We start from the raw sequence: 24,474 nt of genomic DNA, 5'->3' as shown, positions 1-24,474 counted from the left end.
GCGCGCGTGATTGGAGCCCGCCAACGATAGACCCTGCCAAAAGTTTAGTCGCGCCCAATTATTTTGCGCACCACTTCGTGATCGCCGCCGGGCTAAGCAACGCTGCTGCAAGCACTATTTGCGGAAAACCAGGCCGAGCGATTCCTCCGGCCAGGAGCCCAAGGGAGAACCCAATGAAGAAAAACACTCGCGTTGTTTGCGCCGTTACAGCCGGTCTGCTGCTCGGATCGACCTTGCAAAGCGCCATGGCCTCAGAGCGCCACCACAAGCCACAGGTTGCACCGGTTCAGCAATCGCAGTCCCGTCCGACCGACGCCTATGCGGCTTGGCAGCAACCCAGGGTAAACAGCCCCGTTTCCTCTTATTACACCGGCGGCTATTCGGCTCCGGCCGGACACTAGACTAATTCCAGACTCTGGCGCGCCCAGACAACTTCGGCCTGATGCCTGCCCGTCCGGCCGAAGTCGCGCCCGGAACGGCTCGCTGCGCGAACCGATCTTCGCCGGCGCCATCTGCCGGCCGACCAGACCGCCGACCGCGAGCAGCGCCAGCAGGTACGGCAGCATGATCAGCAAGGCATCCGGAATGCCGATGCCGAACGCCGACAGCTGGAATTGCAGCGCGGCGGCTGCGCCGAACAGGGAGCATGCCGAGCGGGAGACCGCGGTGGCGTCCCCAGCTCCGGCGATGTGAAGCGTCGAAGGCCCGGGCGCCTAGCTGGCCCGGCTCGCCTTGTCGTTTGCGGCAGCCGGCGGCACCTCGTCTGCCTGGATGACCGTCACCGACGCCGCGACCGCCGATGCCGCCTTCGATTGAGTCGCAGCCTGCGCTGTCAACTCGACGATCTCGGCCTCGACCGGCGGCAGGGCTTCGATCGCGCGCAAGGCCGCCCGGAGATGCTCGATCATCTCGTAGGACTCGTCCTGCGTGAGTACACGCCGGCATGCGGTCAGACCGAATTCGAGCAGGCTCGCATAGCTGTGCACCGTGATGTTCAGCCCGCTGCCGTGATAGGGAATCGAGACCGGGAAGTAATGCACCATCCGTGCGCCGGCCATGTAGAGATGCTGCCCCGGTCCCGGTACATTGGAGATCAGCACGTTGCCCGCTGCCGGCATGCGGCTGGCGAGGTTGGAGCGCCCAAGCAGTGAGGCGAGCCCGGTCATCAGCCACGGCGAACCTGTGATCGGCACACCGAGCACCGGCTTGAGTTCGCGCACAACCGCCTTAGCCGCTTCGGATGACGCGTGGATCGCCTTGAAGCGACATTCGGGCCCTTGATGCAGATCTCGCCGCGCTCGCCGAGTGGGACGTATCCGCTGCTGTCGTCAACGTTGAGGAACTTGATGACGATGCCGGGCATCGGCATGCCGCAGGAGCCGGCCTTGCGCATGGCGCCATGCTGCGCCGGCGTGTAGGTGCCGCTCGGCGAGGTCTCGGTCATGCCCCAGCCTTCGCTCAAATTGCAGCCCGTGATCGAGGCGAATTGCTGCGCCACCTCGAGCGGCAACGGCGCGCCGCCGGATCCGCAATATTTCAGCGCGCGCAGGCTGTGCTTCGGCGTCTCCGGATGGTTGATCAGCGCGGTGAACATGGTCGGCACCCCGCAGAAGACACTGACCGACTTCGTCGAGATTTCCTCGAGCGCGGCTTTCGGATCGAAACGGACGTGCTGGATGATCTCCGCGCCCATCAAGACGCCGAACAGTACATTCACGGAAAGCGCGTAGATGTGGAACGGTGGCAAGACGGCCAGGAAGCGCTCTTGCCCATCGACCAGCACCGGCGGCGAGCCGGCCGTCGTCGCCCGGTACTGCTGACACGCGCTGGTCAGGTTGGCGTGGGTGAGCATCGCCCCCTTCGGCAACCCTGTCGTCCCGCCGGGGTATTGCAGCACCGCGATCGTCTCGCGCGGATCATCGATCGGATAGGCCCGGTAGGCTCCATCATTATGGGTCAGCTGGCCGAAGCTGATGTGATGATCATCCCAGGCGACTTCGCTCAGCTGGTCAGAACGGCAACGAACAGCGTGAGCTTGCCGGTGCTTGCGGGATTGACCGCCGGGGCGGCCAGGTCTGCGGAAGGCGAAGAGGTCGACGTCATGATGCTGGACACCTCCAGAAAATGATTGCGAGGCAATGCGGTGAACGGTGAACCAACTTGCCCGCGCAGCATCGGGGAGAAAGCATCTTGCATCAATGATCGTGTCGTCCAGTTTCTGTTGCATTTTTTGCAACACTGGCGGAACGAAGATCCAGCCCGCGAAAGCCGGCATGACCGCGACGTTACCGTTATCGATGCGAACGGCGCGAGGACGGCGAAGCCGTTCCTCGGCCAGTCCCCCGTGCTAGTCGATCGCTCCGGACGAGCCGCCCGGTTCGAGCTTCTGCACATCCGCCACGTTGACGCCAAGCACCACGATGTCGTGCGTCTTGCCCTGAAGGTCTTTCACCTGGTCGCGCAACAGGGCCTCGGCCTCGGCGCGGAAGCCGAGTGCTTCGAAAATTCGCGATCGCGCGGGTCTGGTCGGACGTCATCTGTACGGTCAGGCGTTCCAGGCCCATCGACAGCGCGAGGTCAAACGCCTCATTGGAAAGAGCCCGCCCGATGCCGGTGCCGCGCACATGCGAGGAGATCACGGTCCTGATCTCACCGACATGAGCCGACCACGACATGGGGTCCCGCACGATCGTGCCGCACCCCACCACGATGTCGTCCTTGACCACCAGCAGGCTGACGATCGAGCCGCGCTCGATCTCCTTGATCCATGCCGAGAGCACCTTCGGCTCGCGGATATTCCGCGGCAGGAACAGCATGTCGTGCACGGCAAGCGCGTTGGCAAACTCCAGAACGGCGGCCTCGTCGGCAGGCCCCATCAACCGAAACTCGACGTCCCCGCTCTCGAAGTTGACGCGACGCGGATAGGATCGCATCTTGGTGTTCCTCATGCAGATCGTTCACTCAATCCGAAGTCCAGACTTCGCCACAACCACCTTGCGGGGATCGCAGCGCGTTTTCCGCCTGTCCTGCACGCAGGAGCCAAATCAGGCAAGCCGGGCGTACCGATGTCCCAATACAACTCCTGAAACGGCCCGTTGCACCTTTCCGTCCTGATATGAGCACATGAACCTGGCGACAATGACCATGGGCGTTTCCAACGACAACCTCGAACGACCGCTGCACGAAATGCTGCGGAGGCATGCCCGCGAGCGGCCAGAGAAACCGGCCTGCATCTGGTATGGCCGCGCCATCACGTTCCTCGAGCTCGACCGCGCGAGTGATGCATTCGCGGCGCGCCTGCAACAGCTCGGCATCGCCAAAGGCGAGCCGGTCGCGTTGTTCATGAACAACTGCCCGCAATATCTGATGGCGCAATACGGCATCCAGAAGATCGGCGCCATTGCCTCGCCCTGCGGGGCGCTGAACAAGGAGCACGAGCTCGCCTACCAGCTCGACGATCTCGGCGCGCGCGTGATCGTCGCGGCCGAACCGCTATTGCCGATCGTAGGTCAGGTCCGCGACAAGACGAAGCTCGAGCATGTCTTCGTGGTCCGCTACCCGGACCTGCTGCCCGAGCGGCCACCGATCGGCGTTCCGGATGAGCTGCTCGCATCCGGCTCCGAGCCGGCCGGTACGGCCGGCGAAATTGAGGACTTCCTCTCCGTCGCTGCAAGCGGCGCGGCGCCCCGCGATGTCGCGATCGACATGAACGATACGGCGCTGATGATCTACACGTCGGGCAGCACGGGCCGGCCCAAGGGCGCGATGCTGTCCTATCGCAACGTCATCTTCAAGACGGCCGCGACCGTGGACTGCAACGGGATCGGCACCGATGACGTCCTGCTCTCGATTGCGCCGCTGTATCACATCGCCGGCATGGTGATGGGCGTGAATGCACCGGTCTATGCCGGCGCGACGTCCGTGCTGCTGTACCGGTTCGATCCGCTCGTGACGGCACAGGCGATCGACCGCTATCAGGTGAGCTGGTGGTACAGCGTGGCGCCGATGAACGTCGCGATCACGCAGCTCCCGAACATTTCCGAGTTCGCTCTGAGGAGCCTCCGCGTCAATCCCGTGACCAGTTTCGGTATCGACTGGACCGAAGCGCTTGCCAGGCAATGGCAGGCCGTCGCGTCGAACTGCGAGAGCTTCGAGGCGGCGTATGGGCTGACCGAGACCCACACGGTCGACACCTTCATGCCGCGCAACGCAATACGCTGGGGTACTCATGGCAGGCCGGTGCCCGGCAACGAGATCCGGATCGTCGATCCCGACTCCGGCGCAGACAAGCCAGCCGGCGTCCCGGGCGAAATCGTGATCTGCGGCCCGGGCGTATTCAAGGGCTACCGCAATCGTCCTGATGCGACCGCGGAGGCGCTGCGCAATGGCTGGCTGCACACCGGCGACATGGGCCGCCTCGATGCCGCGGGCTATCTGACCTTCATGGGACGCTTCAAGGAGATGATCAAGGTCTCCGGCTACAGCGTCTTCCCGGAAGAAGTCGAATCGATTCTGAACAAGCACCCCGACGTGGCGGCGTCAGCCGTGATCGGCGCGCCCGACGCAACCAAGGGCGAGGTGGTCAAAGCCTTCATCGTCCTGGTCCCGCGTGCCGAACTGGACACCGCCCAGCTCGTGGCATGGGCGCGCCAGAACATGGCGCCTTACAAGGTACCGCGCGATGTCAGCTTCGTTACCGGGTTGCCGCGCTCACCGGCCGGCAAGCTGTTGCGGCGGTTGCTCAAGGGCTGACGCTGCAGCGAACTTGCCCCGACCGGCCAACGGCGCCAGCCAGAAATCCCGATCGGCCATGTCCCAAAATCACTCCCAATTTGGTCCGCCAGCACCTTTTCGGGAATCGATGTCCATTGGACATGTCATTTTTGGATCCCCGGCGATTCATCGATCAAGAGCAAATTGCAACCTGCGACATGTTCAGTCACGACAACGATCGACCGATTGGCCAAGCCGCAATACGACGCTAGGCCTCAGCCGAGATTTGACGGCAGCATGAGCATCGACTGCGCGCGCGCTTGATCACAATACGGCGGGTCTCTAGCGGCCGACGTGCCATCGAAGGATGGCCGCGACGCCATGCTGACCACCCGCCGGATCCCGACACCTCGTCAACAATGTCAGGGTCCGCCGCCTGGCCATTTTCGCGGGTCGTAGGAAATCGCGAGAGATCGCAATCTGGCGTACAAAATCTTGCAAATGGCGGAGGGAGAGAATCTAGAAAAAGAATTGCTCGTCTGCTGCGGCTCAGATCTTCTCGCTAGGGGATAACATCCGAACCTCCAGGGCTCTCCGTATCACGTAGGCCATGCAAATTAGCCCGAATCCCGCCCGGCGGGCTGCATAGGATGCTCTGAAGGGAACGTGTGCTTTCAGTCCTGTACGAGCGACCACTCATAAATCCGGGATGTCCGCTTTCGAGGGCAAAGCCGACACGCGACCGTGTCCCAAACGATGTCGCCTTGTGACCCTAAGGCGCCATCGATGCCTCTCCAATCGGCCAACGCACTGAGAGTCTCCAGCGCGGTGCTCGTGCCCGCTCTCTGTGTCCCTCTATGCGGCTCGTTTGATGCCGGGCGGCTGCCATGTCCCTTCGCCCGGCGGCAAGATCGAAGGTGCTTCGGTCTTCGGCCAGTAGAGCCGCATGACAAGATAGATCGTGTCGTTGGGCGCCGGTAACCAATTTGATTCCTTGTCAGCGCCGGGCGACTTGTTCTGGATGTAGAGCGTTAGTGATCCATCCGCATTTTTCCTCATGTTTTGTAGCATTGGCGAATTAATCAAATAGCGGTTGATCGGATTTTCGATCAGAAGCTGGGACTTGCCGTCATACATGGTCAGCGACCAGAACGCGTTCACCGGTGGCTCCTGGCCCGGTGCGAATGTCAGAGTGTAACTGTTCTTGCTACCGTCGAGCGTCTGACCATCGCTGTCAACGCGCGTGAATGGATAGGTCGCTTCCGCCGGATCATTACCATAAATGCCGGCCTGAGCAGCGACAGCACGCTTCAACCAGTCACCATTATAGTGGGCGCTATCGCCTGGAAGACCACTAACCCGCCAGCCATTGATCGCCTTGCCGACATTGGCGACGGCCTCGTCGACTTTCCGCTGGCCTTCCTTCATACCGAGGCCGATCTCCAGTTTCTGCTCCAGAGGGAGGTCCTTAAAGTTGAAGGTCTTGCCAGGCCCAACGCCGATGAGTGCCAGCTTAGCGCGTATCTCTTTCTCATTGCCCTGCGCCGGCGCGAATTGCAGCGCGAAGTCGAGATAATCGAAGAAGTTGGTCTTCACGAGTTCCTTATCGATCTTGGGGAAGTCGATGGTTGGCGCGGCCGGCGGCGGCGTCTGCTTTAGATAGGCCGATAGCATCTGCACCTTGTAGCCAGCCTGCACCTTCTTGACGTTGTCGAGATCATCCGCGCCGAAAAGCTGGGTGCGATAGCCCGCGACGGAAAACTGTGTGCTCGAACGAAACACCTGCTTGATGCCCGGTGGGGTGTCGCCCTTCCAGTCGGGCCCGACCACCATGTAGTCGCCGGCTTCGCTGCCTGTGGCACGGGTGCCGATATATCCGTAATTGTAGGTATTGCCGTCGCAGAGCATGACCGAGTAGTAGCGCTTCGGATCGATCGCCGGCACCGAAAGCACCACCGGCTCCGCCCGCAAATCCATCCAGACGAAGGAATAGGGCGTGTCGCTATTTGGCGTGACGATTGCCGTATCTTTGTAGGTGAAGACGTTGGGTTCGTTCTTGATCTGATTGAACGGAGCCTTGAACTGCCCTGAGCCGCGATCGATCGCATATTCATGCATGACGGCATAGTTCATCACGATAGGCAGACCATAGATGAACCCCTCCTCGGCAATGTCTTTTGCCTTGAAAAAACCTGGGCGGTCGGCGCCGGTCTGCGCGTAGGTGGGGACAGACTTCGCCGTCGACGCAGTGATGGCAGCCAAGGCGGCCGAACGAAGAAGCTCGCGCTTAGTAAGCATTTTCGGGAGTCCTTCCAGTTTTGTGCTCAAGCGAGCATCGTGCTCGCAGATCAATTGGTCCTGAGAATTTTCGCACCTGGCGCAGTAGTTGACAATGCAAAATCAAACAACCCTAAGCATGCCCGGAAGTCCTTGTTGGCCCATCGCGTCGGTTGGCGCACGGCAGCGACAATGTCGGGAGTCGAGGGCAAACCGGAAGTCACCGACTTAGGGGCAAACTGACCCGATTGACCCAATGCAGAAGCCATCTACTCGGCCTGACAAACGCCGCCCCTGCTTCGGTATGACGCAGGCCAGCGCGCGCGCCGCGGGTTGGAAGCGTGAATAAAGGGTGTGTTCAGGCCCTGTGTCACTGATGGTCATTCGTCGAACGGTTGATTGCTAATGCTCGATCAACGGTGTCATCGGCGCCTCACGAATATGTGTCCGGCAACACAGCATGGACTACCATTGAAGTACGATCGTAATGTTATATTATGATCGTAATGGCATTGGGCTGAGCCGCTGTTCGGCGGCAGCGGGATGCCGCCAAACAGCTCTTTGCGAGGATCGTCATGCACGACACGACCGCCACTTCACGCCACATCGCATCGCAAACCACAGATGTCGACTCGCTTGGGCTCGCAACCGCTGCAGCAGCGGTTCGCAACGGCGACATCACCTCGGAGGCCTACACCGCGGCGCTTTTACAGCGCGCCCGAGCACTTGCCGAGCTGAACGCCTTCATCACCATCGACGAGGCCGCGGTGCTGGCGGCCGCGAGGGACGCGGACAAGGCGCGTGCGGCCGGATCGGCCGCCCCGCTCCTTGGCGCGCCGCTCGGGGTGAAGGACAGTTATTTGACGAAAGGGCTACCTACCAGCCTGGGCGTCGAAGGCCTCGCTCATTTCGTGCCACGCGAAGATGCCGACGCTGTCCGGGCCATTAAGGGTGCGGGCGCTTTGGTCTTCGGCAAGAACAACCTCGTCGAGATGTCGTACGGCTTGACCGGTCACAAACGCACGTTACGGCCAGGTGAAGAATCCGCACGCACGAGATCGCGTGTCGGGCGGCTCCTCGAGCGGCTCCGCCGCGTCCGTGGCCGCTGGGCTCGTTCCCGCGTCCTTGGGCGGTGACACCGTTGGGTCCATCCGGGTACCCGCATCGTTCTGTGGCGTCGTGGGCTTCAAGCCAACCACCGGGCGTTGGCCGCGCTACGGCGTTGCGCCGATCTCCCATACGCTCGACACGACGGGCGCATTCGCCCGAAGAGTTGAGGACTGCATTTTGCTGGATCAGGTCGTGACGGGTGAACAAACGGCCGAGTTCTCCAACGACGGCAACGATATGAGGGGAGTTCGACTTGCCTTCGCGCCCCGACAGTTCCTCGATCTGGTGGACTCGGAGGTCGAGATCCGGTTCCGCGACGCGGTTCGGCAGCTACGGGACGCTGGCGCCGAGGTTGTTGAGGTCGACCTTGGTGACGATTTCAACGCCCTCATCCAAACCGCCACATGGGGCATCTTCGCTCATGAGACGATGGGCGCAATTTCGGAATTTCTTCACCTCCATGACATTCCGACGACGTTCGAGGCCATTTACGAAGGCCTTAAGCCCCAACTTCGGCAGGCGTGGGGGCACATCGTACTGCCGGGTGGTGCAGGTGCCACGTCGGCAGAGGCCTATCAGGCGGCGCTCGACGTGAGCCGGCCGGAAATCCAGCGCCGGCTCAACACGGCGTTCGTCTCTCATGGGGCGCTGGTCATTCTGCAACCGACCACGCCCTGCACGGCGCCTTTGATTGAAGAGCAGGCTACCGTCCATATCGCGGGGCAGGAAGTCAGCTACCTCGCTTTGGCGAACCACACCGTGTCGGCAAGCAGCGTGGGGCTGCCCGGTATCAGCCTTCCTGTTGGCTTGTCTCGCGCGGGGCTGCCGATTGGGCTCGAGCTGGATGCCCCCTTAGGGAGCGACCGGAGGCTTCTAAACCTTGCCCGCGGCATCGAAGGCATCTTGGGCGCCAAGTCGAGTGCGATCTAGCGTCGTGGCCGCTTCGCGTGGCGAAGGGGTCACCTGCAAACAACCAATTAGAGGATCAACAGATGGCCAATGCACTGCACTCAACGCGTGTCATTCCGGTCGAGCACGTCACCATCCGCTCAACAAAGCCTTTCGAGGACGTTCGAGCCAAGCTCGCGACCTTGGCACCCACATTGATGACGGGATCTTCACTCTCTTGCGATACGGTGAAGGCACGCGTGCACTGCGAGAGTTGGAGGCCGGTCCGCCGCTCACCATTTTCGATCAGCGTGACCATGGGGCACTCCTAGCTACTGCTGGGCTGACGCGCCGATCCATCCAGTTTGATATCGGAAATCCGCTCACCGCATCCAAGATGACCCGCCATCAACTGTCGGCGGGGCTGTATGCGCCCATTCGCGTCTTACTGCGCGAGGATGACGATGGCGTCGTCGCGTTTGAATATGATCGACCAGCATCCGTTTTCGGTCAGTTTGGCAGCGATAATGTCGATGCAGTAGCCCAGCAGCTTGATCGCGACCTCCAAGCCCTGTTGGAAGCAGCTGCAGCCTAACGGCTGCGGGATATTGGTGGAGTGGAGAGAAGATGCGTTTCGAGAAAGGTCATAAGGCAGCGACGCGACGGCACATCATAGATGTGGCGTCGAAGTGCATGCGCCGAGACGGCATCTCCGCCGCTGGGATCGCCGGGATCATGGGCGAGGCTGGCCTGACCAAAGGCGCATTCTCTCCGCACTTCGAGTCCAAAGACGCGCTCGTTCGCGAGGCGCTGGCGAGCGCGCTCAGCGACCAACAACATCGCCTCGATGAGGATCAACGGAGGGGCCTGGCCCTCGAGGGGGCGATCCGGAGATATCTCAACCGCGCTCACCTCGAAGATCCCGCGGAAGGGTGCCCTTCGGCGGCATTGCTCCCGGAAATCGCCCGCCAGCCCCTGTCCACTCGGCAGGACTACGAGAAAGCGCTGCGAAGCTACGTTTTGTCTCTGGCCGCACTACTTCCGAATGCCGATTCTCCAGCGAGCCGCCGCCGCGCGACCGCCATCTTCGGCCTCATGGTGGGCACCCTCCAGTTCGCGCGGGCCGTCCCCGACACCGTCCAGGCGGAGCAGATCCTGGAAGGCGGCGTTGAGGCCGCGTTGCACTTGGCGCGAGTTTGATCTTGCTAGATTAGGAAGGGCGGAGAGGTGCGGAAAGATTTTCCACGCCACCCCGGAACGAGCCGTGACACTCCGGACTGACCGCTAACCGAGGGCCATGTCTCCTTCTGGGCCCAACGCTGACGTGCATTCAGATCGCTTCTATGTCGCCTTTTCAGGGCAAAGCGGACGCGGCCCTTTATGATGAGTACACGCCCGAGTGAAGCATAACCCACCATCTTCGGGGTACGACGTTGGTGGGAGCCGTCATCGGGCCGCGCTTTTGCGCGGACCCATGGGCAAACTTACCCACCATACGGATCATCGTTATCCCGCTCAGATCGTTCGCACCTTCGATGACTTGGCGGTCTTTGCCCGTTTCACAGCGGCGTGATTATCGTGCACCGCGTGACGGCTGCGCGTCTTCGCGTCCAGCTCCGCGTGCCGCGTTTTGGCGACGCCGCGGTGAGCGGCATATTCCTGGCCGTCGATCGGCGCCAGATGCGGGGGATCAAAATCGAGATAGGGGCGCGCGACGCCAAACTCCTTGCCGTGCGCATCGACCCATTTCCAAAGCCTTTCCGACGATCTCCAACGGTCGTCGCGTGTCGCGCCGTCGATGCTGACGATGTCGGCCGCGAGCCCATGGCCGTAGCCGCCACGGAGGCTGCCGCCGTGATACGACCTGTTGCTGGCCGCCTTCAGCCCGCTTGCAATCGACTGGCGGTAGTCGTCGCGGAACGCGCTGGTGATGCCAGGTGACAGGCCGGCCTGTTCCGCCGCGAGAAGTGCCCGGAAGAGCTTCAGCTTGAAGCTCCGATCGACGCCTCCCATGACGTAGTCCATCATGGGTATGCCTGCTCTTTCGGCCGCCTTGGTGTCCTTCCAGGCGAACTCTTCATCGACAAGCCTGGTGAAGATTCTAGTGACCGTCACCAACTTCTTCTTTCTCTTGACCGTCACCTCCCTCTGCTCCGGCACCTTGATGGTGTCTTCCTTGGGCGTCCTTTGATAGAGCGTCCACAGATAGCGATCGATGCAGGCGTTGACGTCCCAGCACTCGTCGAGGATTTCGACGGAGTCCACCGCCGCCTTGACCACGCGAGGCTCCGGATCCGGCGTGTTCGCTGCCGGCGCCTGCCCCGGTTGAGTGTCCGGCGGCAGCGCCGGATTGGTTAGCGCGGCCGCCACGACAGGTTCCGTCTCGTGCACGGTCGGCGCAGCATTGGCCGTCGCCACCGCGTCCCGTTCGCCCATAATCACAGCATAATGATCATTGACGGCAGCATTCGACGTGGCAGTTGCTGGTGATGTCGCGGATACGGCATCGGCGACAACATCAGGAGCACGGAAATCATCGACTGACGCACCGGTGACTGACGCACCGATCTTCTCGATGCCAGCCGAACCGAACGCCGCAAACCACGAGACAATACAGCCCGACAGAACGACCGTCCCGCCCAACGCCGCCGCCCGCACCCGCCGCCAGTTCATCATCCCAGCCTCCACGGGCTCCTCGGGAGCCAGATTGCAGCATGTGACGAGGCGGATTGTCGGCTCAGGGCATCGTCGCGCAATGGCGAAAGAAGGTTAACGACCCATCTTTCTGAACGATGTTGCCCGAATGCAACTCGCGCCCCGGTGGCACTTTTCCAACATCGTCGAATTCGAACGGCGCCGAAGGTTCATCTCCCGGCGAAAGAGGTGAGAGGAAGCCGCGATGAGCCGCTTCAACCAAACTCCTCCCTTGCCAGGATACTCGCCAACGTCGGCTTCCAAGGGCGAAGCGGAAATTGCGGGGCTCGGCCTTCATCGACGGCTTTCACCCGGACACGAGTTTGGCTTTCGCATATTGAATTTTATGGAATGAGTCCTCTCGATAGCCATCGCTTCGATAGCGAAGGTCGCACGTGTTTCGACACGATGTCCGCGTGCCGTTCGGAAGCAGATAATCTCGGCTAGATCGGCTAGCACTCGGGCGGGAAGGCCCTCGATGAAGCCGAGCCCCACGATTTTCATTTCACCTACGCAGAACCAGGTTGAACGTCAGTGTATCACGGCGGCAGCCTCCGTGGCGGCTACGGCCTGGACGCGCGGCCGTCATCGTCAGCATCGACGGCGCGACGACCGTTGGAGATCTTCGGAAGGGCTGGGGAAATGCGGCATATTCCTGGCCATCGATCGGCGCCAGATGGGCCGGGGTTGCAACCGAGAGAGAGGCCTTGCAGGTCGGCCTTGGGCCAGAAGAGGAAATCGGCATGGCTACCAGGTTCACGCCGGATTTTGCTTTCCCATCCCCTTCAGGGCCCGAGTCAATTCCCGGACATCTCTTAGGTCTTCGATCCCATCGACGAGCGACATGACGCGCTCTCCAACATCTTTACCAACCACGGGGACAGCAAAATTCATAAACTTCCGTTCGAGAGACGCTCGCGAGAGCGGGCGTTGTGCATCGCCTTCGGGCACTTCCACTGTTTCGCGCCAAGACTGACCATCTGTGAGGGCAATCTCGACGCTTGCGCCGCGGCCCTTGGGCAGTTTTGCAATGAGGGCTTCTCCGGGTTTGACGGAAGTCTTTTCCACCAAGGCCATCACGTCCTGTTCCCGCCAGCGGTCTTTCTCGAATTGCGAAACTGTCACATCACCGTCGAGAAGAGCCATCGCGAGGCACACGGGAAGACTGTGATCAGCGGTACCCTTGGTCTGTGGCCGGAATTTCGCAAGATCTGCCACGCGCTGTATTATTCCGGGATAGGTCTCAACCGTGATGGACTGTATCTCCTGGGTTCGATCTTTGATCCTTCGGGAAAGTGACGCACCAGCCTCCACCACAGCCTGCAACTCGATCTGAACAGGGAAGCGCTTGAATGCCACGCGGGGCAGCCGATATCGCGTAAGTTCGAGGTCGACGGCAAACCCTTCTTTCGCAGGTTTCATTTTTGACGCCAGCCATTCCAGCGTGCCGGATGGGCCGGTAAAGCCTTGTGCGGCAAGTCGCGTCGCGAATACGCCATCGATCGCAGTTGCCGCGAGCCCCATCGCCTTCATCATGCTGATCGCGCCGCTGTTGACGACAAAGCTCGTGAAGCCGCGCGCGCCAGATATCCCGACCGCGTTTGCGAGAGCTTGCTTTGGAATCCCCCAGACCTTGCCCGCAATCAGAGGGACGCCGTACGAGGCTGCACACAACGGGTGGAAGCCGCGCTCAAGAAAGGAGATAGCATCATTGACGCGCATGCTGGCCTCATAACCAACGACCATCGCCTCGACCAGATCGCGGCCACTTCGCCCCTGCTCTTCGCAGAGCGCAAGCGCTGTCGGGATCACCTCGCTTGGATGAAGCGGCTCGCTGCCGATATAGGTGTCATTCATGTCGAGCGAGCGGACGAGAACACCGTTGACGAAAATTGCACCTTCTACGGTCGCCGATCGCGGATAACCGATCACGGTTGCCGTATTGCCATCGCCGAAGGTCTTTCGAATGGTTGCCTCGGCGATATTTGCGGATTCAGACCCGACCGCCCCAAACGCGCAGCCGAGCGTATCGAGAAGCACGCGCTTGGCCGAGGCGATCACGTCTGCCGGGAGATCTTCATATCTGACAGCAGTCGCGAATTCTGCAAATTTCTGTTCGAGCGCTGCAATCTGGCCGTCGCCCGTACCATCGGCGAGTGCCGCTCCGACCAAGCGATATCCATTAGGACAAATGCTGCCAACGAGACTCGTCGTAACGGCAATTGTCGTTCGCTCCAGGAAATCACGGCGCTTCATAACTGCCTCCACTATGAAATTTGAGCGGATGATGGCGATCAGAATATGCTGATCTTCGTGTCGAGCTATCGGACGACGTAAACGTATTGCCGGCAACGCACCTCCCACGCGCTGACGTTTAATATGAGGAAGTGGGCCGGCCTTGGAATGCTATAGATATCGGCTCAGGGTCAAAAAAGCGGATGTCCAGCGTTCCGGCAGACATGTCAGCTAAGGGCCCAGGCCGTGTGACAACTTGGGGCGCACTGGCGCATTACGTGGCCGCCGAGCTTCTCATTCGGTGGAATCGACCTCCTGTCATCTCAGTGGCAACGAGGGGGTTCAAGTAGGCGCTGATTTGGTCGCGCAGAGGCGGGCCTCAGGCCCGCATCGCCTCCAGCAATCCGTCTACGCCCATGATTGTCATCACGCGCTTCATGTTGTAGGCGAGCACGGTGAGTGCCATCTCGGTGGCCACCTTTGGCAACCTTTTCGTGAGAAAGTGCGTTGCTCCCATCCAACACTTCATCGTACCGAACGGATGCTCCGCTGTCTGACGGCGGAGCCCCATTGCATTGGGGTTGTGGTCGAGCCGATCTTGAACTTTCTCCAGAACGGCCTCGTGCTCCCAGCGTGAGATGCGGCGCTCGGGGCCTGTCGTGCACTGAGCCTTTAGCGCGCAGGTTTTGCAGGCGCTTGTCCAATAGCGGCGCAGTGTCTTTCCGTCCTCTACGTTCGTATAGTGATAAGTTAGGCGCTCGCCGGCGGGACAGCGATAAACATCGTCGGCGGCGACATAGACGAAGTCCTGTTTGCCGAAGCGGCCAGCAGCTTTGGCGCCCGAAGTCATCGGCTTCGGCAACGTCACCGTGATGTCGGCTTCCTCGCAGGCCCTGATCTCCCCTCCATCGTAATAGCCGCGGTCTGCCACGACTTCGAGCGTCTCGACAGCCATCTCGTCGCGCGCCTGGCCGGCCATATTGGTGAGTTGGTGGCGATCGGTGCCCACGTTGGTCACCTCGTGAGCCACGATGAGATGATGCTGCGTATCGACCGCAATCTGCACGTTATAGCCAACGATCCCGGTGTCCTTTGCCACTTGTCGCCATCGAGCGCGCGTCAGGATCGGTCAGCGAGATCTGCTTGCCTTCGCTCTTCATCATCTCCGCATTGATCGCATCAAGCCGGACGGTCTCCTCCCTGAGCTTCTCGATCTTGCCCTTCAACTTCGCAACTTTCGCCGCCGGCACTGCGTCGCCGTGCCGATCGGCGGTCGCGAGCTGCGAGAGATAGCGGGCGATGCTCTCGTCGATCCGCTCCAGGCGCCGCTTCATCTTCGCCTCGGTGAAGTTCTTGTCCCGCGCATTGACGGCCTTGAACTTCGATCCATCAATGGCGACGCTCGCCGCAACAAGCAGATCAAGCTTGCGGCACAGCGCGACGAACGCGCGGCAGACCTCACGAATGGCCTTGCCATTGTCCTTGCGGAAATCCGCGATGGTCTTGAAGTCCGGCGCCAACTGCCCGGTCAGCCAGATCATCTCGATATTGCGCTGGCATTCCCGCTCCAGGCGTCGGCTCGACGGCACGCGATTGAGGTAGCCGTAGATATAGAGCTTCAGCATCATGCCGGGGTGATAGCTGGGTCGGCCGGTGGCGAGTGGCTGGACACCGACAAACCCGAGCCTGTCGAGATCGAGACCGTCGACGAACACGTCGACCGCTCGCACCGGGTTATCTTCGGTCACATAGTCGTCGAGCAGCGCGGGGAACAACGTGCTCTGTCCGCGATCAACCCCTTCCACGAATCCCGCCATCGCTCGTCCCCGCCGATTCATTGGAGAATAATAGCAGAGGCGGAGTTTTCACACGGCCTGGGCCAACAGCGGGCGTAAACGTCTATTTCACTCTCTCGAATACCAGCAGGCTGCGCTGCATTCCCTTATCTTGCCAGTTGGGCATTATTCGCCACGTCGAAGTGACTTGAAGGCGATCCCCGTCGAGCTTGAAGAAGCGCTCCTGCTCGGTGCCAACCCATTCTGGGTTCCAAGCCACATCGACCTTCGTGATCCACTTGTCTCCTTCGAGACGATAATATGCCAGTGTAGGCCGCCATGCTGTTCAGCAGATCAGCGCGATCTTGGACCGTTTGTGGTGGCTTGCGTCCCTCTCCGGTCAGAACAAACATCACCCGACTCTCGGCCGTGAAGATCGCGTAACCCGATGGGGAACGTCCGAAAACGGGTTCTTTCTGCCCGGTGGCTTGAATTTCAATTTCTTGAGAAACCAGTTTCCAGATGCCGATCACCTTGTCACGGTCATCGGCAAAGCTCGGATAGGCCGCAATAAGCCACCCAACGATGGCAACAAGCCATTTTAACGTGGACATGAAGAAGCTCCCCCCATGCTCTGCCCTTTCTTTGCTCGGCTATTCAAATGCTCGGTGCGGCTATTTCATTTTTTCCCAAACCAGCGTCACGACGCTGATCTTGCCGTCGCTTGCAAAGGGTGCCGGGCGGGCGACATAGATAAGCCGATCTCCATCACGCTGTACGTCCCGGATGTTCATCGTACCGCCCCAAACCTCGTTCCACGAGAGGTCGAGGTGATGCACAACCTTGCTACCGTCGTATGTGTAAGTACCGCCGTATGCCGTCATCATCCGATGAAGATCGGCGCGCTGCTGATCAGTCATCTTGTCAATCGATTCAGGCTTGGGCCTGCCGTCATAGGTGATAAGAATGACGAAATGACCATCCTTCCCATACATGGCCAATCCCTTTGGGCTCTTGCCAAAGGTTTCCTCGATCTGCCCGGTATCAAGAATTCTTCGCGTGGCGTTGATTAGTTGATAATTGCCAGCGAATTCCTGTTCCTCGGCCAGGGCAGCTGACGGAAGGAACAGACATACTGACGCTGCGCCGAATAGTTTGCAGAACGTGTTCATTCGCACGGAAATCTCCGAAAACGTTGAACCTGCGCGGACGCCGACTATCTTCGGCAACCTGAGACTTGGTTTCGCAACCTGCGTTTTGGTGACCGGTGGCCTTGACCGGGCCTTCATTCGTGTCTTGTTATTTTGTGACGACGTTCACGCCCTTGAGGTTCCTCGCGTCAATGCCGACCGCTTCTCCGCTACGAGCAGCAGTCGTATTGCAATTGCCAACAGATAGTGTCGCGGGAATATTACCCCTCGGCTACGAATACGTACCTGCTGCCATCCTTGGCTAGCCGGCCGACGTTCGGCATCAACCAGTGAGTACCTGAAATGGTGAGCTTGTCGGCGACCGCGCGATCGAAGATCTTCCTTCGCGTTTCGACAGCCATCTGCGGATCCTGGTCGATAGCGAGTTGCCACTCGGGATTTGTTGAAATGTGTGGCGCAAGATTGGCCACGTCAGCGCTGATCAGGAACTGTTCGCTGCCGGAAGTGACCAGATGCGCGACCATTCCCGGGCTATGGCCGGGCGCCTGAACGGCGTGCACACCGGGCAGGAGTTCTGGTTCACCCTCAAAGGTCCTGACGTTTTTCCAAGTCGCCACCGTGACCTGTATTCGCCGGGCGAGGCCCTTGCGCGTCGGTCCGAGATCGATCGTGTCGACCCCCGGGCGCGTCCACCATTTCAATTCCGCGGCGGGCACCACGATGTCGGCATCCGGGAAGACCTGCGCATCGCTCTCATTGTTCATGAGGCCATAAATGTGGTCGCCGTGGAGATGGGAGATGAGGATCGTCCTGACGGCCTTGGGGTCAAGGCCCGCTGCCGCCATGCTCTCGAATAACCGGCCGTTCCCCTCACCGTAAATCGGATGACCGCCCGTACCCGAGTCGATCAGGACCACTTGATCGCGCAGCTTGAGCGCCATGACGATAAACCGCAGAGGCGCCCGATTGTCGGCAAAACCAGCACCACGCAACACGGTCTTGACCTGTTCGACGCCGACATTCCTGACCATGCCGTCTCGCAGCGGAACGTCACGCGTGCCATCGATCAGAGAGAAGATTTCAATGTCGCCGACCTTGTATTTGCGAAAAGGTTGAGTGACGGACTGTTCCGCGTGGGCCGCGCCGACAAAGGTGATCGGCTTGTCGAGCCCAAACGCGGCAAAAGCACCGGCTGCGCCAAGTGTCACGTCCCGACGCGAGATATCGGACATCGCTCGGGTCTCCCCCGCTGACTGAATGGATGGAGCATATCAATGGGGATGCGCACTGCACAAGATCGGCTATGGGTCAAAAGCACTGTTGGGATGATCGGCCGTCCGATTCCGGTCTACTCCGATCCGCCGACAATTTGGCGCTCCGCCGGAGTTCGTCTTGCCGACTGCCTCAGCAAATACAGCTTCTATGAGATTGAAGCGGCCCGCAGGATAAATCGCGATTCCGCGGAAGCCACTCTCGGTCAGGAGCCGATAATATTCCTTTTCCGTCCGTTCCCGTCCGCCTGGACCACGCAGCATGTTTAAATCGCTCATCGCGCACGACCTGTCCGCGTCATCGGTACCGGGCAATTCCGGCATCGCACGTTCGACCAATAGCAGTTTGCCTTTTTGGGCAAGCGCTTTGCGGCAGTTTCCCAAAATGATGCGGCTGCGCTCATCGTCCCAGTCGTGAATAATGCTTTTCAAAATAATCGCATCGGCCACGGCAGGCAGCGCGTGAAAGAAATCGCCTGCAACAAAGTCGACGCGGTCGGAGATTCCGAGGTGCCCGAAGTACTGGTGGGCGGCGTCGGCGCACCTCGGCAGATCGAAAACCGTTCCTTTGATATTCGAGTATTCTCTCGCCACGGCGCCCATGAGTTCCCCGGAGCCGCCTCCGACATCCATCAAGTGGGCGATCGTGCCAAAGTCGTAGGCCTGCAACAGATCGTGCGTGACCAGCCGCGTCAGGTCTGTCATCGCTTCATTGAATATCCGCACATGCTCTGGCGTGCGCGCCATCAGATCGAAATTGTCGTCGACGTCCTGGAGTTGGGCAGCCGTCTTCCCCGACATGATCGAATCCAGAAGACCCTCCCACCTCCTGATCAGCATGGAGCCTTCAAAGATGACCCAGTTCTTGAACGATCGTTCAGCAGCACCGTCGAGCCCGCCCCCCAGTTCGTTTAGCAGGTAGCGGCCTTCGCCGACGCGAGAGCAAATGCCGACGGTCGAGAGAGCGACGAGCAAGCGGGCCAGTGCGTCCCGGTCCGCGTGGGTTCGACTCGCGAGTTCTTCGACAGTGCGCGGTCCGTCGCGCAGCAATTCGGCAAGGCCCAGCCTGGCAGCGACATAGATCACAGCCGTCACACGGTGCGATTGAACAAGGTCCAACAACTGCTCGGGGGGATTCGTGGTCATGCGCCGCCCTAGTCTTCGATCGGGAATCCTGACGCCCTGACGATCGGTCCCCAGCGTTCGAACTCGGTGCGCTGGATATGTTTAAGTTGGTCCGATGTCGTTCCTGTTGGCTCGCACCCCATGGCATGAATCTTTGCGCGCATTTCGGGATCGCTCCCGATTGCAATGATCTCCTTTCCCAGGCGATCAACGAACTGACGCGAGGAATGGGCAGGCGCATAGAATGCGAACCACCCGGCCGCGTCGATATCGATCCCGCTCTCCTTCAGAGTTGCGGTCTGAGGCAGGAAGGAAGATCGCGCAGCGGCTGCGGTGGCGATGATGCGTATGCCACCGCCCCCATGTTGCTCCAGGAGGTCGGAAAGAAACGCCATATACATCGGGACCCGGCCGGCCAGCACATCCGGGAGGGCAGCAGGCGTGCCCCTATAGGGCGTGTGGCGCAGGTTTAGGCCTGTGATCCGGCCAAACTCGCCACAGATGAAATGAGGTGCCGTACCTGCTCCCGGCGAGCCGTACACGGCCTGCTCGGGATTGGCCCTCATCCAGTCGATGAGTTCGTGCACCGAATGGATGGGCAGCTTCCCGCTGACCGCCAGAGCCAGATCGACCGTCATCACCTGCGAAAGTGGCACAAAGTCGCGCTCTGCATCATATCCCAGGCTCCTGAAGAGATGCGGCTGAAGTGTGAATTGCGAAGCTGAAGCAAACAGCACTGCCTCCTCTTCCGGTGCGGCATTTTTGACCGCCTGAGCGCCGATGCGCCCGCCAGCGCCAGCAAGATTCTCCACAATCGCCACCTTGCCGAGCCTGGTATGAAGCTGCTCGGCAAACAGCCGAGCGATCGAATCTCCCGACCCACCAGGCGCGAATGGAAACACGATCTTCAGCGGCTGGTCGGCAGCGATAACGGGTAGCGGAAGAGCCAGAGCCGAAAACCCGGCCAGTATGGCGCGACGCGAGTAAAGCTGCATGGCGTTCTCCATGTGCTTGGGACAGCAATGCGATGATCGGGCCGGCTTTCCATCTCGCTATTCTGAAGCAACAACGCTATAACCCGAAATTGCAATTTCCTATCGGGCTATAACGTGAGGTGAATACCCATGCAGTGGCACGACCGCATCGGCCGTCGCTTACGCCTCAAGGATCTGCATACGCTGCAGACCGTCGCAGAGGTCGGCAGCATGGCCAAGGCGTCTCACCGTCTCGGGTTGTCGCAGCCGGCGATCTCCAAAGCTATCACCGATATGGAGCATGCCGTCGGAGCTGCGCTGCTGGATCGCACTTCGCGCGGAGTTGAACTCACTGAGTGTGGTCGCCTTCTTGTCGATCGCACGCGCGTCGTTTTCGACGAAATAAAGCTAGGTGTCACCGACATTGTGCAAAGGTCAGATCCGGCGCAAGGGCTCGTTACGATCGGTACAACCGAGCCGGTCACCGCCATCGTTACAGAAATTATCGGACATCTCGTCCGCAGATATCCAGGCATCAGGTATCATATCACGATAGGTGATCGGGATGCGCTGGAGCATGCTCTGCGCCAGAGGACGCTTGATCTGGCCATAACGCGCTGGTCGCCGTTACCGGTCGCCGATGATTTGTCCGCGGAGGTGCTGTTTAGATCTTCCCTTGCGGTAATGGCGGAGCGACGGCATCCGCTCCTGCGATCGAAAAGGAAGTTGAAGCTCGCAGAACTTATGCAAGAGCAATGGACGCTCTCGCCGCCCGATTCTTTTTTGGGGCGTACCGGCGTCGAGCTATTTCGGCGACATAACCTGCCGCTTCCGCCAACCACCGTCACCACGATTTCGATCTACATGCGGTTGAATCTGTTGGCGAGCAGCCGGTTTATTACCCTATTGCCCATGCAGATACTCAGAATGCGATCGAGTAGCGCATGGCTGCGCGCGCTGAACGTCGATCTTGGCGATACTTCCGCACCGATAGCCTCAATCACCTTGAAGGGACGCCGGGCCGGAGGTGCCGTCAAATTATTCCAAGAGGCCAGCCGGGAGGTCTGTAAGGCGCTGGTTGGAGTGAACTGATTGGTCGACTGACTTCCGCAATGGGTCAAAAAGCAATATCGGTCGAAGCTAGCTTGATGTCCGCAACGGGGCCAGAAGCTGACATGACTACCCGCGCTGCGTTGGCCACTTAGGCACGTTTGCGCTATTGATGAAAGGCCACGCTACCTCTTCCCTGATCACACCGCTGATCGCATCTCTGAAGATGCAATGTCCAACTCTCGGCCGCACGCCGTTCTTCGCGAGGTGTCTGCGCGCGCGCCGGGGACGCCAGTGGCGGCATGATAGCGGCTCACGATAGAAAGCGAGCTCGGCTTTCGCGTATCCCTTGTTATGGAAGAAGTCGGCCCATGGCCGAGCGCGGCGCCGCCGCTCAGCAACGATTAACCCGCAATGGGGACGGGCTGAACCAGGCAGCGGATGCCGCCACCGCCTCTCGCAATGTTGGGGGTGCTGATCATCAGCACTTCGCGACTAGGGAATGCCTCGGCCAGCGCCCTCTCCGCTTCCCGGTCTCTGTCCCTGTCACCAAATTTGCTGGCGATCACCGTCCCGTTCGGCGTGTAGGCGTTGACGTAGGCCGCGGCGAAAAGGCTGTCCTCTGCGGCAGAGACCCGCGGGGGATCGATCACCCTTAGGTGGCCCAAATGAGGAAGGGCACGCAGGCAGGCGATGTCCGCGTCCCTCGCCGCGGCACAGGGTTCTGCGGTAACGCACTAAACATGAATGAGGAAACATCCTCGTCAGCCGATCAACTAGCCTTCACGGAAACCTGCGTCGAGCTGCCGTTTCCTGCGGTAACGTCATTCAAAAATGACTCTAGGAGCATAGCGCCAGTCTCCTGCATCAACGCAGCTGCGCGCCCCAGCTCCGCCTTCCCGTCCGCTTGCTGATCATCAGTTTCCGATCGCAGCAATAAACTAGCCCGAACAATGCGGGCAGAACATTCCGCGACTCGAGCGTGCCGCTCTGTGGCAACCGCTATGGCCTGTTCGGCCGTAGAGAGAGCGGCCGTACTTTCGCCGCTCAGTCTGTAGGCATTTGCTAAATCTGCCAGAATTCTTGGCTCGTTTTCTAGACCTGCTTTCCGCGACCGCGCGAACTTCAATGCATCCGACAGATCGTCGATAGCAGGCGTGAACCTTCCAGCGACGATGTGAGCAAGTCCCCGGCAGGCTTGAGCATAGACCCGCAGATACGGGTTGCCACTTTTTAAGGCTATCGAGGAAGGCTCGCTCGGCATGCTCCTGAGCTAACAAGGCATCTTTCCGGGCCCACGCAACGTCAACGTAAGCCATGCTCGGCATCACATGGTGGATTTGATCGACCTGCGCGCTGTCAAGATGGAGTACTCGTTCAAGAAACGGACGAGCTTCATCTAATCGATTGAGCACCACCAATATCCGGCCACGCAAAGCAGCGAGCCAAATTTCGATATCGAAGCCTAGAGTTTGACGATCGAACTTTATAATTTCATGGGCGCGATCAATTGCCTCCGAATTCATTTGGAGCGCCTCAGGTAAGTTCCCCGACAGCCACAAAGCGTGGCAAAGAACAGCCTTTAGCGTGATCTGAACGCTCACATCGTTGGCCTGGTCGGCCAGCGTCTTGGCTTCTCGAATTATTCGTACATATTCGTCCGCAGAGCCCCCGTTAGCCAAGATTCGGCCGTAAGCGGCGTGAATCAAGGCGTTAGACCTCATGTCACCTGAGGATCTTGCCAAATCCCTCGCCTCGTTGAAGTAGACGGCTGCATCTGCCGCCGACATTCCTTCGCGCCAACCGAAGTTTACGATCTGGCCCGAAGCTGCCATCTTCAAGAAATCAGTCGGCGTTGACTTCGGCTGATCCAACAGCAGCTCTCTAACCTTCTTCCAACTTCTCAGTGCTTGACTCGGATCGTGCGTGCCGACCCAGAACGCAGCGCGCATATTTTGCTGCGCTGCCTTGAGATTCTCACCAGCCTGCTCGAGGTGATAAGCCAAAAGAGATGCCCGTTCGTCCGCCTGCTCCTTGAACAAACGCTCGATCGCATTCGCGACGCCCGCGTGAAGCTTGCGCCGGCGCTCTATTAGCAGCGAACGATAAGCAACCTCCTGTATCAAAGGATGGCGAAATGCTAGAAGCCGACGCTCAAATGGAGGGACATCGTAGAGCAGTTCAGCTTGTCTCAATTGCTGAAGGGATTCGGACAACGCATGGCCGCTCAAGCCGGAATCAAGATCGTCCAAGATCGCAACTGAGACTTCGCGACCGACGACGGAAGCCATCTCCAACACTTGCTTCGCTGCGTCTTGAAGTCGGTCGATCCGGGCAGCGACGACAGCCTGAACCGTCGTAGGCAACGGGACCGAGTCAATGCCTCCTTTCAGCCTGTACGCTCCTTTTTCACCATCAAAATCCCCACGCTCGACAAGCGTGTTGATTAGCTCTTCAAGAAAAAACGGATTGCCTTGCCCCCGCTCAATGATATTCCTGCCAAGCAAAGCGAGCGAGGGATCCGGCCCGAAGTGCTCTAGCACCAAAGTGGTCGCTTCATTCTTGGGCAACGGAAGCATGTTGACTTGTCGATAGTGCGATCTTTGGGTCAAGGCCGAAGCAAACCCAGGTCGAAAGTTAACTACCAGAAGCGTAGTGGTACCGTAGACGGCATCTGCCAGGGCTTCGACGAACTCTAGGCTTGCCGCATCGATCCAATGCAAATCCTCGATGACGACTACGTTTGCAGCTTCTTCAGGACCTGAACGCGGCAGCGTTCGCACAAAATCTAGCAAAAGCGTTTTTCGCGTCTTGGGATCAACCCGGGACTTTGCTTGCAACGGGTCGGCGAGCCCCAAGAACTCGAGCATAATGGCGGCGAAGGGCTCCGATACCGAAAGAGTGGTTAAACTTTCAAGGACGCGCTGTCGAGACGCTTCTGCTGTCTCCTTGACCCGGACACCAAAGTAGTCGCGCAGAAGTTCTAGTACGGGCTGAAACGGCGTTTCCTTGCCATGATCCAGTACCCGGGCTTCAAACACCCGAATGCCCCTCGCGCGACAGTTTTCCGCAAATTCAAAACATAACCTGCTTTTGCCAATGCCGGCTTCGCCGACCACGCCGATGACTCTGCCTTCGCTCTTGATGGCATTCTCGAGCTCAAGCATGAGCGTCGAAAGCTGGTCATCTCGGCCAATGAGGGAGCTCAATC

21 protein-coding genes and 4 pseudogenes are annotated in these 24,474 nt (G+C 59.7%); 7 read left to right on the top strand and 18 right to left on the bottom strand.

Annotated features, from left to right (window positions below):
* Window positions 1–173: 173 nt before the first annotated feature.
* Window positions 174–401, top strand: coding sequence for a hypothetical protein (locus ACVWW1_RS32855; RefSeq protein WP_456658741.1), 228 nt, complete (start codon window positions 174–176; stop codon window positions 399–401).
* A gap of 163 nt (window positions 402–564) precedes the next feature.
* The gene (locus ACVWW1_RS32850; RefSeq protein ID WP_456658740.1) at window positions 565–693 is read left to right on the top strand and encodes a hypothetical protein; all 129 of its coding nucleotides are present in this window, start codon (window positions 565–567) and stop codon (window positions 691–693) included.
* Window positions 694–713: 20 nt separating this feature from the next.
* Here the strand turns inward: ACVWW1_RS32850 and ACVWW1_RS32845 are convergent, their stop codons facing one another.
* The 4 genes and pseudogenes from ACVWW1_RS32845 to ACVWW1_RS32830 form a co-directional block, all read right to left on the bottom strand.
* Window positions 714–1,220 carry a WS/DGAT domain-containing protein gene (locus ACVWW1_RS32845; RefSeq protein ID WP_456658739.1) on the bottom strand — a complete coding sequence of 169 codons (507 nt, stop codon included), beginning with the start codon at window positions 1,218–1,220 and terminating at the stop codon, window positions 714–716.
* Window positions 1,166–1,897 (bottom strand): AMP-binding protein, encoded by a 732-nt coding sequence (locus ACVWW1_RS32840; protein ID WP_456658738.1) that lies wholly within the window; start codon window positions 1,895–1,897, stop codon window positions 1,166–1,168. The genes ACVWW1_RS32845 and ACVWW1_RS32840 overlap by 55 nt, the downstream gene beginning before the upstream one ends.
* 104 nt (window positions 1,898–2,001) lie before the next feature.
* Entirely contained in the window at window positions 2,002–2,196 is a 195-nt protein-coding gene (locus ACVWW1_RS32835; RefSeq protein ID WP_456658737.1) for a hypothetical protein, read from the bottom strand.
* Between the two features lie 151 nt (window positions 2,197–2,347).
* A pseudogene (locus ACVWW1_RS32830) lies at window positions 2,348–2,948 on the bottom strand (N-acetyltransferase family protein).
* Between the two features lie 175 nt (window positions 2,949–3,123).
* On the opposite strand from ACVWW1_RS32830, the gene ACVWW1_RS32825 reads away from it, so the two are divergent.
* A complete protein-coding gene (locus ACVWW1_RS32825) occupies window positions 3,124–4,752 on the top strand; it encodes an AMP-binding protein (protein ID WP_456658736.1) in 1,629 nt (542 codons plus the stop codon).
* An 816-nt stretch (window positions 4,753–5,568) separates the two neighbouring features.
* On the opposite strand, the gene ACVWW1_RS32820 is transcribed toward ACVWW1_RS32825, so the two are convergent.
* The gene (locus tag ACVWW1_RS32820; protein WP_456660728.1) at window positions 5,569–7,011 is read right to left on the bottom strand and encodes a DUF1254 domain-containing protein; all 1,443 of its coding nucleotides are present in this window, start codon (window positions 7,009–7,011) and stop codon (window positions 5,569–5,571) included.
* Window positions 7,012–7,565: 554 nt separating this feature from the next.
* Between ACVWW1_RS32820 and ACVWW1_RS32815 the strand changes: the two are divergent.
* Window positions 7,566–9,030, top strand: a pseudogene (locus ACVWW1_RS32815) (amidase family protein).
* A 55-nt stretch (window positions 9,031–9,085) separates the two neighbouring features.
* Here the strand turns inward: ACVWW1_RS32815 and ACVWW1_RS32810 are convergent.
* Window positions 9,086–9,307: a hypothetical protein gene (locus ACVWW1_RS32810; protein ID WP_456660854.1), complete on the bottom strand. Its 222-nt coding sequence runs from the start codon at window positions 9,305–9,307 to the stop codon at window positions 9,086–9,088.
* Between ACVWW1_RS32810 and ACVWW1_RS32805 the strand changes: the two genes are divergently transcribed.
* Together ACVWW1_RS32805 and ACVWW1_RS32800 are read left to right on the top strand one after the other, a co-directional pair.
* Window positions 9,227–9,583: a DUF302 domain-containing protein gene (locus ACVWW1_RS32805; RefSeq protein WP_456658735.1), complete on the top strand. Its 357-nt coding sequence runs from the start codon at window positions 9,227–9,229 to the stop codon at window positions 9,581–9,583. The two genes, ACVWW1_RS32810 and ACVWW1_RS32805, sit on opposite strands and share 81 nt — an antisense overlap.
* 32 nt (window positions 9,584–9,615) lie before the next feature.
* On the top strand, window positions 9,616–10,188 hold the full coding sequence (locus ACVWW1_RS32800) for a TetR/AcrR family transcriptional regulator (RefSeq protein ID WP_456658734.1): 573 nt from the start codon (window positions 9,616–9,618) through the stop codon (window positions 10,186–10,188).
* A 315-nt stretch (window positions 10,189–10,503) separates the two neighbouring features.
* Here ACVWW1_RS32800 and ACVWW1_RS32795 read toward each other — a convergent pair whose 3' ends face one another.
* The 10 genes and pseudogenes from ACVWW1_RS32795 to ACVWW1_RS32750 all read right to left on the bottom strand — a co-directional run bounded on the left by ACVWW1_RS32795 (window position 10,504) and on the right by ACVWW1_RS32750 (window position 20,234).
* A complete protein-coding gene (locus ACVWW1_RS32795; RefSeq protein WP_456658733.1) occupies window positions 10,504–11,664 on the bottom strand; it encodes a peptidase M15 in 1,161 nt (386 codons plus the stop codon).
* 61 nt (window positions 11,665–11,725) lie between these two features.
* Window positions 11,726–11,980: a hypothetical protein gene (locus ACVWW1_RS32790; protein WP_456658732.1), complete on the bottom strand. Its 255-nt coding sequence runs from the start codon at window positions 11,978–11,980 to the stop codon at window positions 11,726–11,728.
* A gap of 458 nt (window positions 11,981–12,438) precedes the next feature.
* Window positions 12,439–13,938 carry an MmgE/PrpD family protein gene (locus ACVWW1_RS32785; RefSeq protein WP_456658731.1) on the bottom strand — a complete coding sequence of 500 codons (1,500 nt, stop codon included), beginning with the start codon at window positions 13,936–13,938 and terminating at the stop codon, window positions 12,439–12,441.
* Window positions 13,939–14,296: 358 nt separating this feature from the next.
* Window positions 14,297–15,734, bottom strand: a pseudogene (locus ACVWW1_RS32780) (IS1182 family transposase).
* Window positions 15,735–15,816: 82 nt separating this feature from the next.
* Window positions 15,817–15,972 (bottom strand): lipocalin-like domain-containing protein, encoded by a 156-nt coding sequence (locus tag ACVWW1_RS32775; protein ID WP_456658730.1) that lies wholly within the window; start codon window positions 15,970–15,972, stop codon window positions 15,817–15,819.
* Between the two features lie 106 nt (window positions 15,973–16,078).
* Window positions 16,079–16,306, bottom strand: a pseudogene (locus tag ACVWW1_RS32770) (lipocalin-like domain-containing protein); the annotation flags it as partial.
* Window positions 16,307–16,366: 60 nt separating this feature from the next.
* The gene (locus tag ACVWW1_RS32765; RefSeq protein WP_456660727.1) at window positions 16,367–16,864 is read right to left on the bottom strand and encodes a lipocalin-like domain-containing protein; all 498 of its coding nucleotides are present in this window, start codon (window positions 16,862–16,864) and stop codon (window positions 16,367–16,369) included.
* A gap of 239 nt (window positions 16,865–17,103) precedes the next feature.
* Window positions 17,104–18,075 (bottom strand): MBL fold metallo-hydrolase, encoded by a 972-nt coding sequence (locus ACVWW1_RS32760; protein WP_456658729.1) that lies wholly within the window; start codon window positions 18,073–18,075, stop codon window positions 17,104–17,106.
* Between the two features lie 69 nt (window positions 18,076–18,144).
* Window positions 18,145–19,260, bottom strand: a complete 1,116-nt coding sequence (locus tag ACVWW1_RS32755) for a methyltransferase (protein WP_456658728.1) — start codon at window positions 19,258–19,260, stop codon at window positions 18,145–18,147.
* Between the two features lie 8 nt (window positions 19,261–19,268).
* A complete protein-coding gene (locus ACVWW1_RS32750; RefSeq protein WP_456658727.1) occupies window positions 19,269–20,234 on the bottom strand; it encodes a tripartite tricarboxylate transporter substrate-binding protein in 966 nt (321 codons plus the stop codon).
* 129 nt (window positions 20,235–20,363) lie between these two features.
* On the opposite strand from ACVWW1_RS32750, the gene ACVWW1_RS32745 reads away from it, so the two are divergent.
* Complete coding sequence (locus tag ACVWW1_RS32745) at window positions 20,364–21,305, top strand: LysR family transcriptional regulator (protein ID WP_456658726.1); 942 nt, start codon at window positions 20,364–20,366, stop codon at window positions 21,303–21,305.
* 362 nt (window positions 21,306–21,667) lie between these two features.
* On the opposite strand, the gene ACVWW1_RS32740 is transcribed toward ACVWW1_RS32745, so the two are convergent.
* Together ACVWW1_RS32740 and ACVWW1_RS32735 are read right to left on the bottom strand one after the other, a co-directional pair.
* Window positions 21,668–21,916 (bottom strand): agmatine deiminase family protein, encoded by a 249-nt coding sequence (locus ACVWW1_RS32740; RefSeq protein WP_456658725.1) that lies wholly within the window; start codon window positions 21,914–21,916, stop codon window positions 21,668–21,670.
* A gap of 288 nt (window positions 21,917–22,204) precedes the next feature.
* Complete coding sequence (locus tag ACVWW1_RS32735; RefSeq protein WP_456658724.1) at window positions 22,205–24,472, bottom strand: ATP-binding protein; 2,268 nt, start codon at window positions 24,470–24,472, stop codon at window positions 22,205–22,207.
* Window positions 24,473–24,474 lie beyond the last annotated feature (2 nt).

It is taken from the genome of Bradyrhizobium sp. JR3.5 (genome assembly GCF_054057015.1).
This window is presented reverse-complemented; position numbering and strand designations above follow the sequence as displayed.

What these genes read in the sequence shown, in the direction of transcription:
- ACVWW1_RS32750 (WP_456658727.1), bottom strand. Translation starts at nt 20,234, where the DNA reads ATGCAGCTTTACTCGCGTCGCGCCATACTGGCCGGGTTTTCGGCTCTG.
- ACVWW1_RS32855 (WP_456658741.1), top strand. Translation starts at nt 174, where the DNA reads ATGAAGAAAAACACTCGCGTTGTTTGCGCCGTTACAGCCGGTCTGCTG.
- ACVWW1_RS32810 (WP_456660854.1), bottom strand. Translation starts at nt 9,307, where the DNA reads ATGGTCACGCTGATCGAAAATGGTGAGCGGCGGACCGGCCTCCAACTC.
- ACVWW1_RS32755 (WP_456658728.1), bottom strand. Translation starts at nt 19,260, where the DNA reads ATGACCACGAATCCCCCCGAGCAGTTGTTGGACCTTGTTCAATCGCAC.
- ACVWW1_RS32820 (WP_456660728.1), bottom strand. Translation starts at nt 7,011, where the DNA reads ATGCTTACTAAGCGCGAGCTTCTTCGTTCGGCCGCCTTGGCTGCCATC.
- ACVWW1_RS32825 (WP_456658736.1), top strand. Translation starts at nt 3,124, where the DNA reads ATGAACCTGGCGACAATGACCATGGGCGTTTCCAACGACAACCTCGAA.
- ACVWW1_RS32785 (WP_456658731.1), bottom strand. Translation starts at nt 13,938, where the DNA reads ATGAAGCGCCGTGATTTCCTGGAGCGAACGACAATTGCCGTTACGACG.
- ACVWW1_RS32790 (WP_456658732.1), bottom strand. Translation starts at nt 11,980, where the DNA reads ATGAAGGCCGAGCCCCGCAATTTCCGCTTCGCCCTTGGAAGCCGACGT.
- ACVWW1_RS32795 (WP_456658733.1), bottom strand. Translation starts at nt 11,664, where the DNA reads ATGATGAACTGGCGGCGGGTGCGGGCGGCGGCGTTGGGCGGGACGGTC.
- ACVWW1_RS32745 (WP_456658726.1), top strand. Translation starts at nt 20,364, where the DNA reads ATGCAGTGGCACGACCGCATCGGCCGTCGCTTACGCCTCAAGGATCTG.
- ACVWW1_RS32800 (WP_456658734.1), top strand. Translation starts at nt 9,616, where the DNA reads ATGCGTTTCGAGAAAGGTCATAAGGCAGCGACGCGACGGCACATCATA.
- ACVWW1_RS32850 (WP_456658740.1), top strand. Translation starts at nt 565, where the DNA reads ATGATCAGCAAGGCATCCGGAATGCCGATGCCGAACGCCGACAGCTGG.
- ACVWW1_RS32760 (WP_456658729.1), bottom strand. Translation starts at nt 18,075, where the DNA reads ATGTCCGATATCTCGCGTCGGGACGTGACACTTGGCGCAGCCGGTGCT.
- ACVWW1_RS32765 (WP_456660727.1), bottom strand. Translation starts at nt 16,864, where the DNA reads ATGAACACGTTCTGCAAACTATTCGGCGCAGCGTCAGTATGTCTGTTC.
- ACVWW1_RS32835 (WP_456658737.1), bottom strand. Translation starts at nt 2,196, where the DNA reads ATGCAAGATGCTTTCTCCCCGATGCTGCGCGGGCAAGTTGGTTCACCG.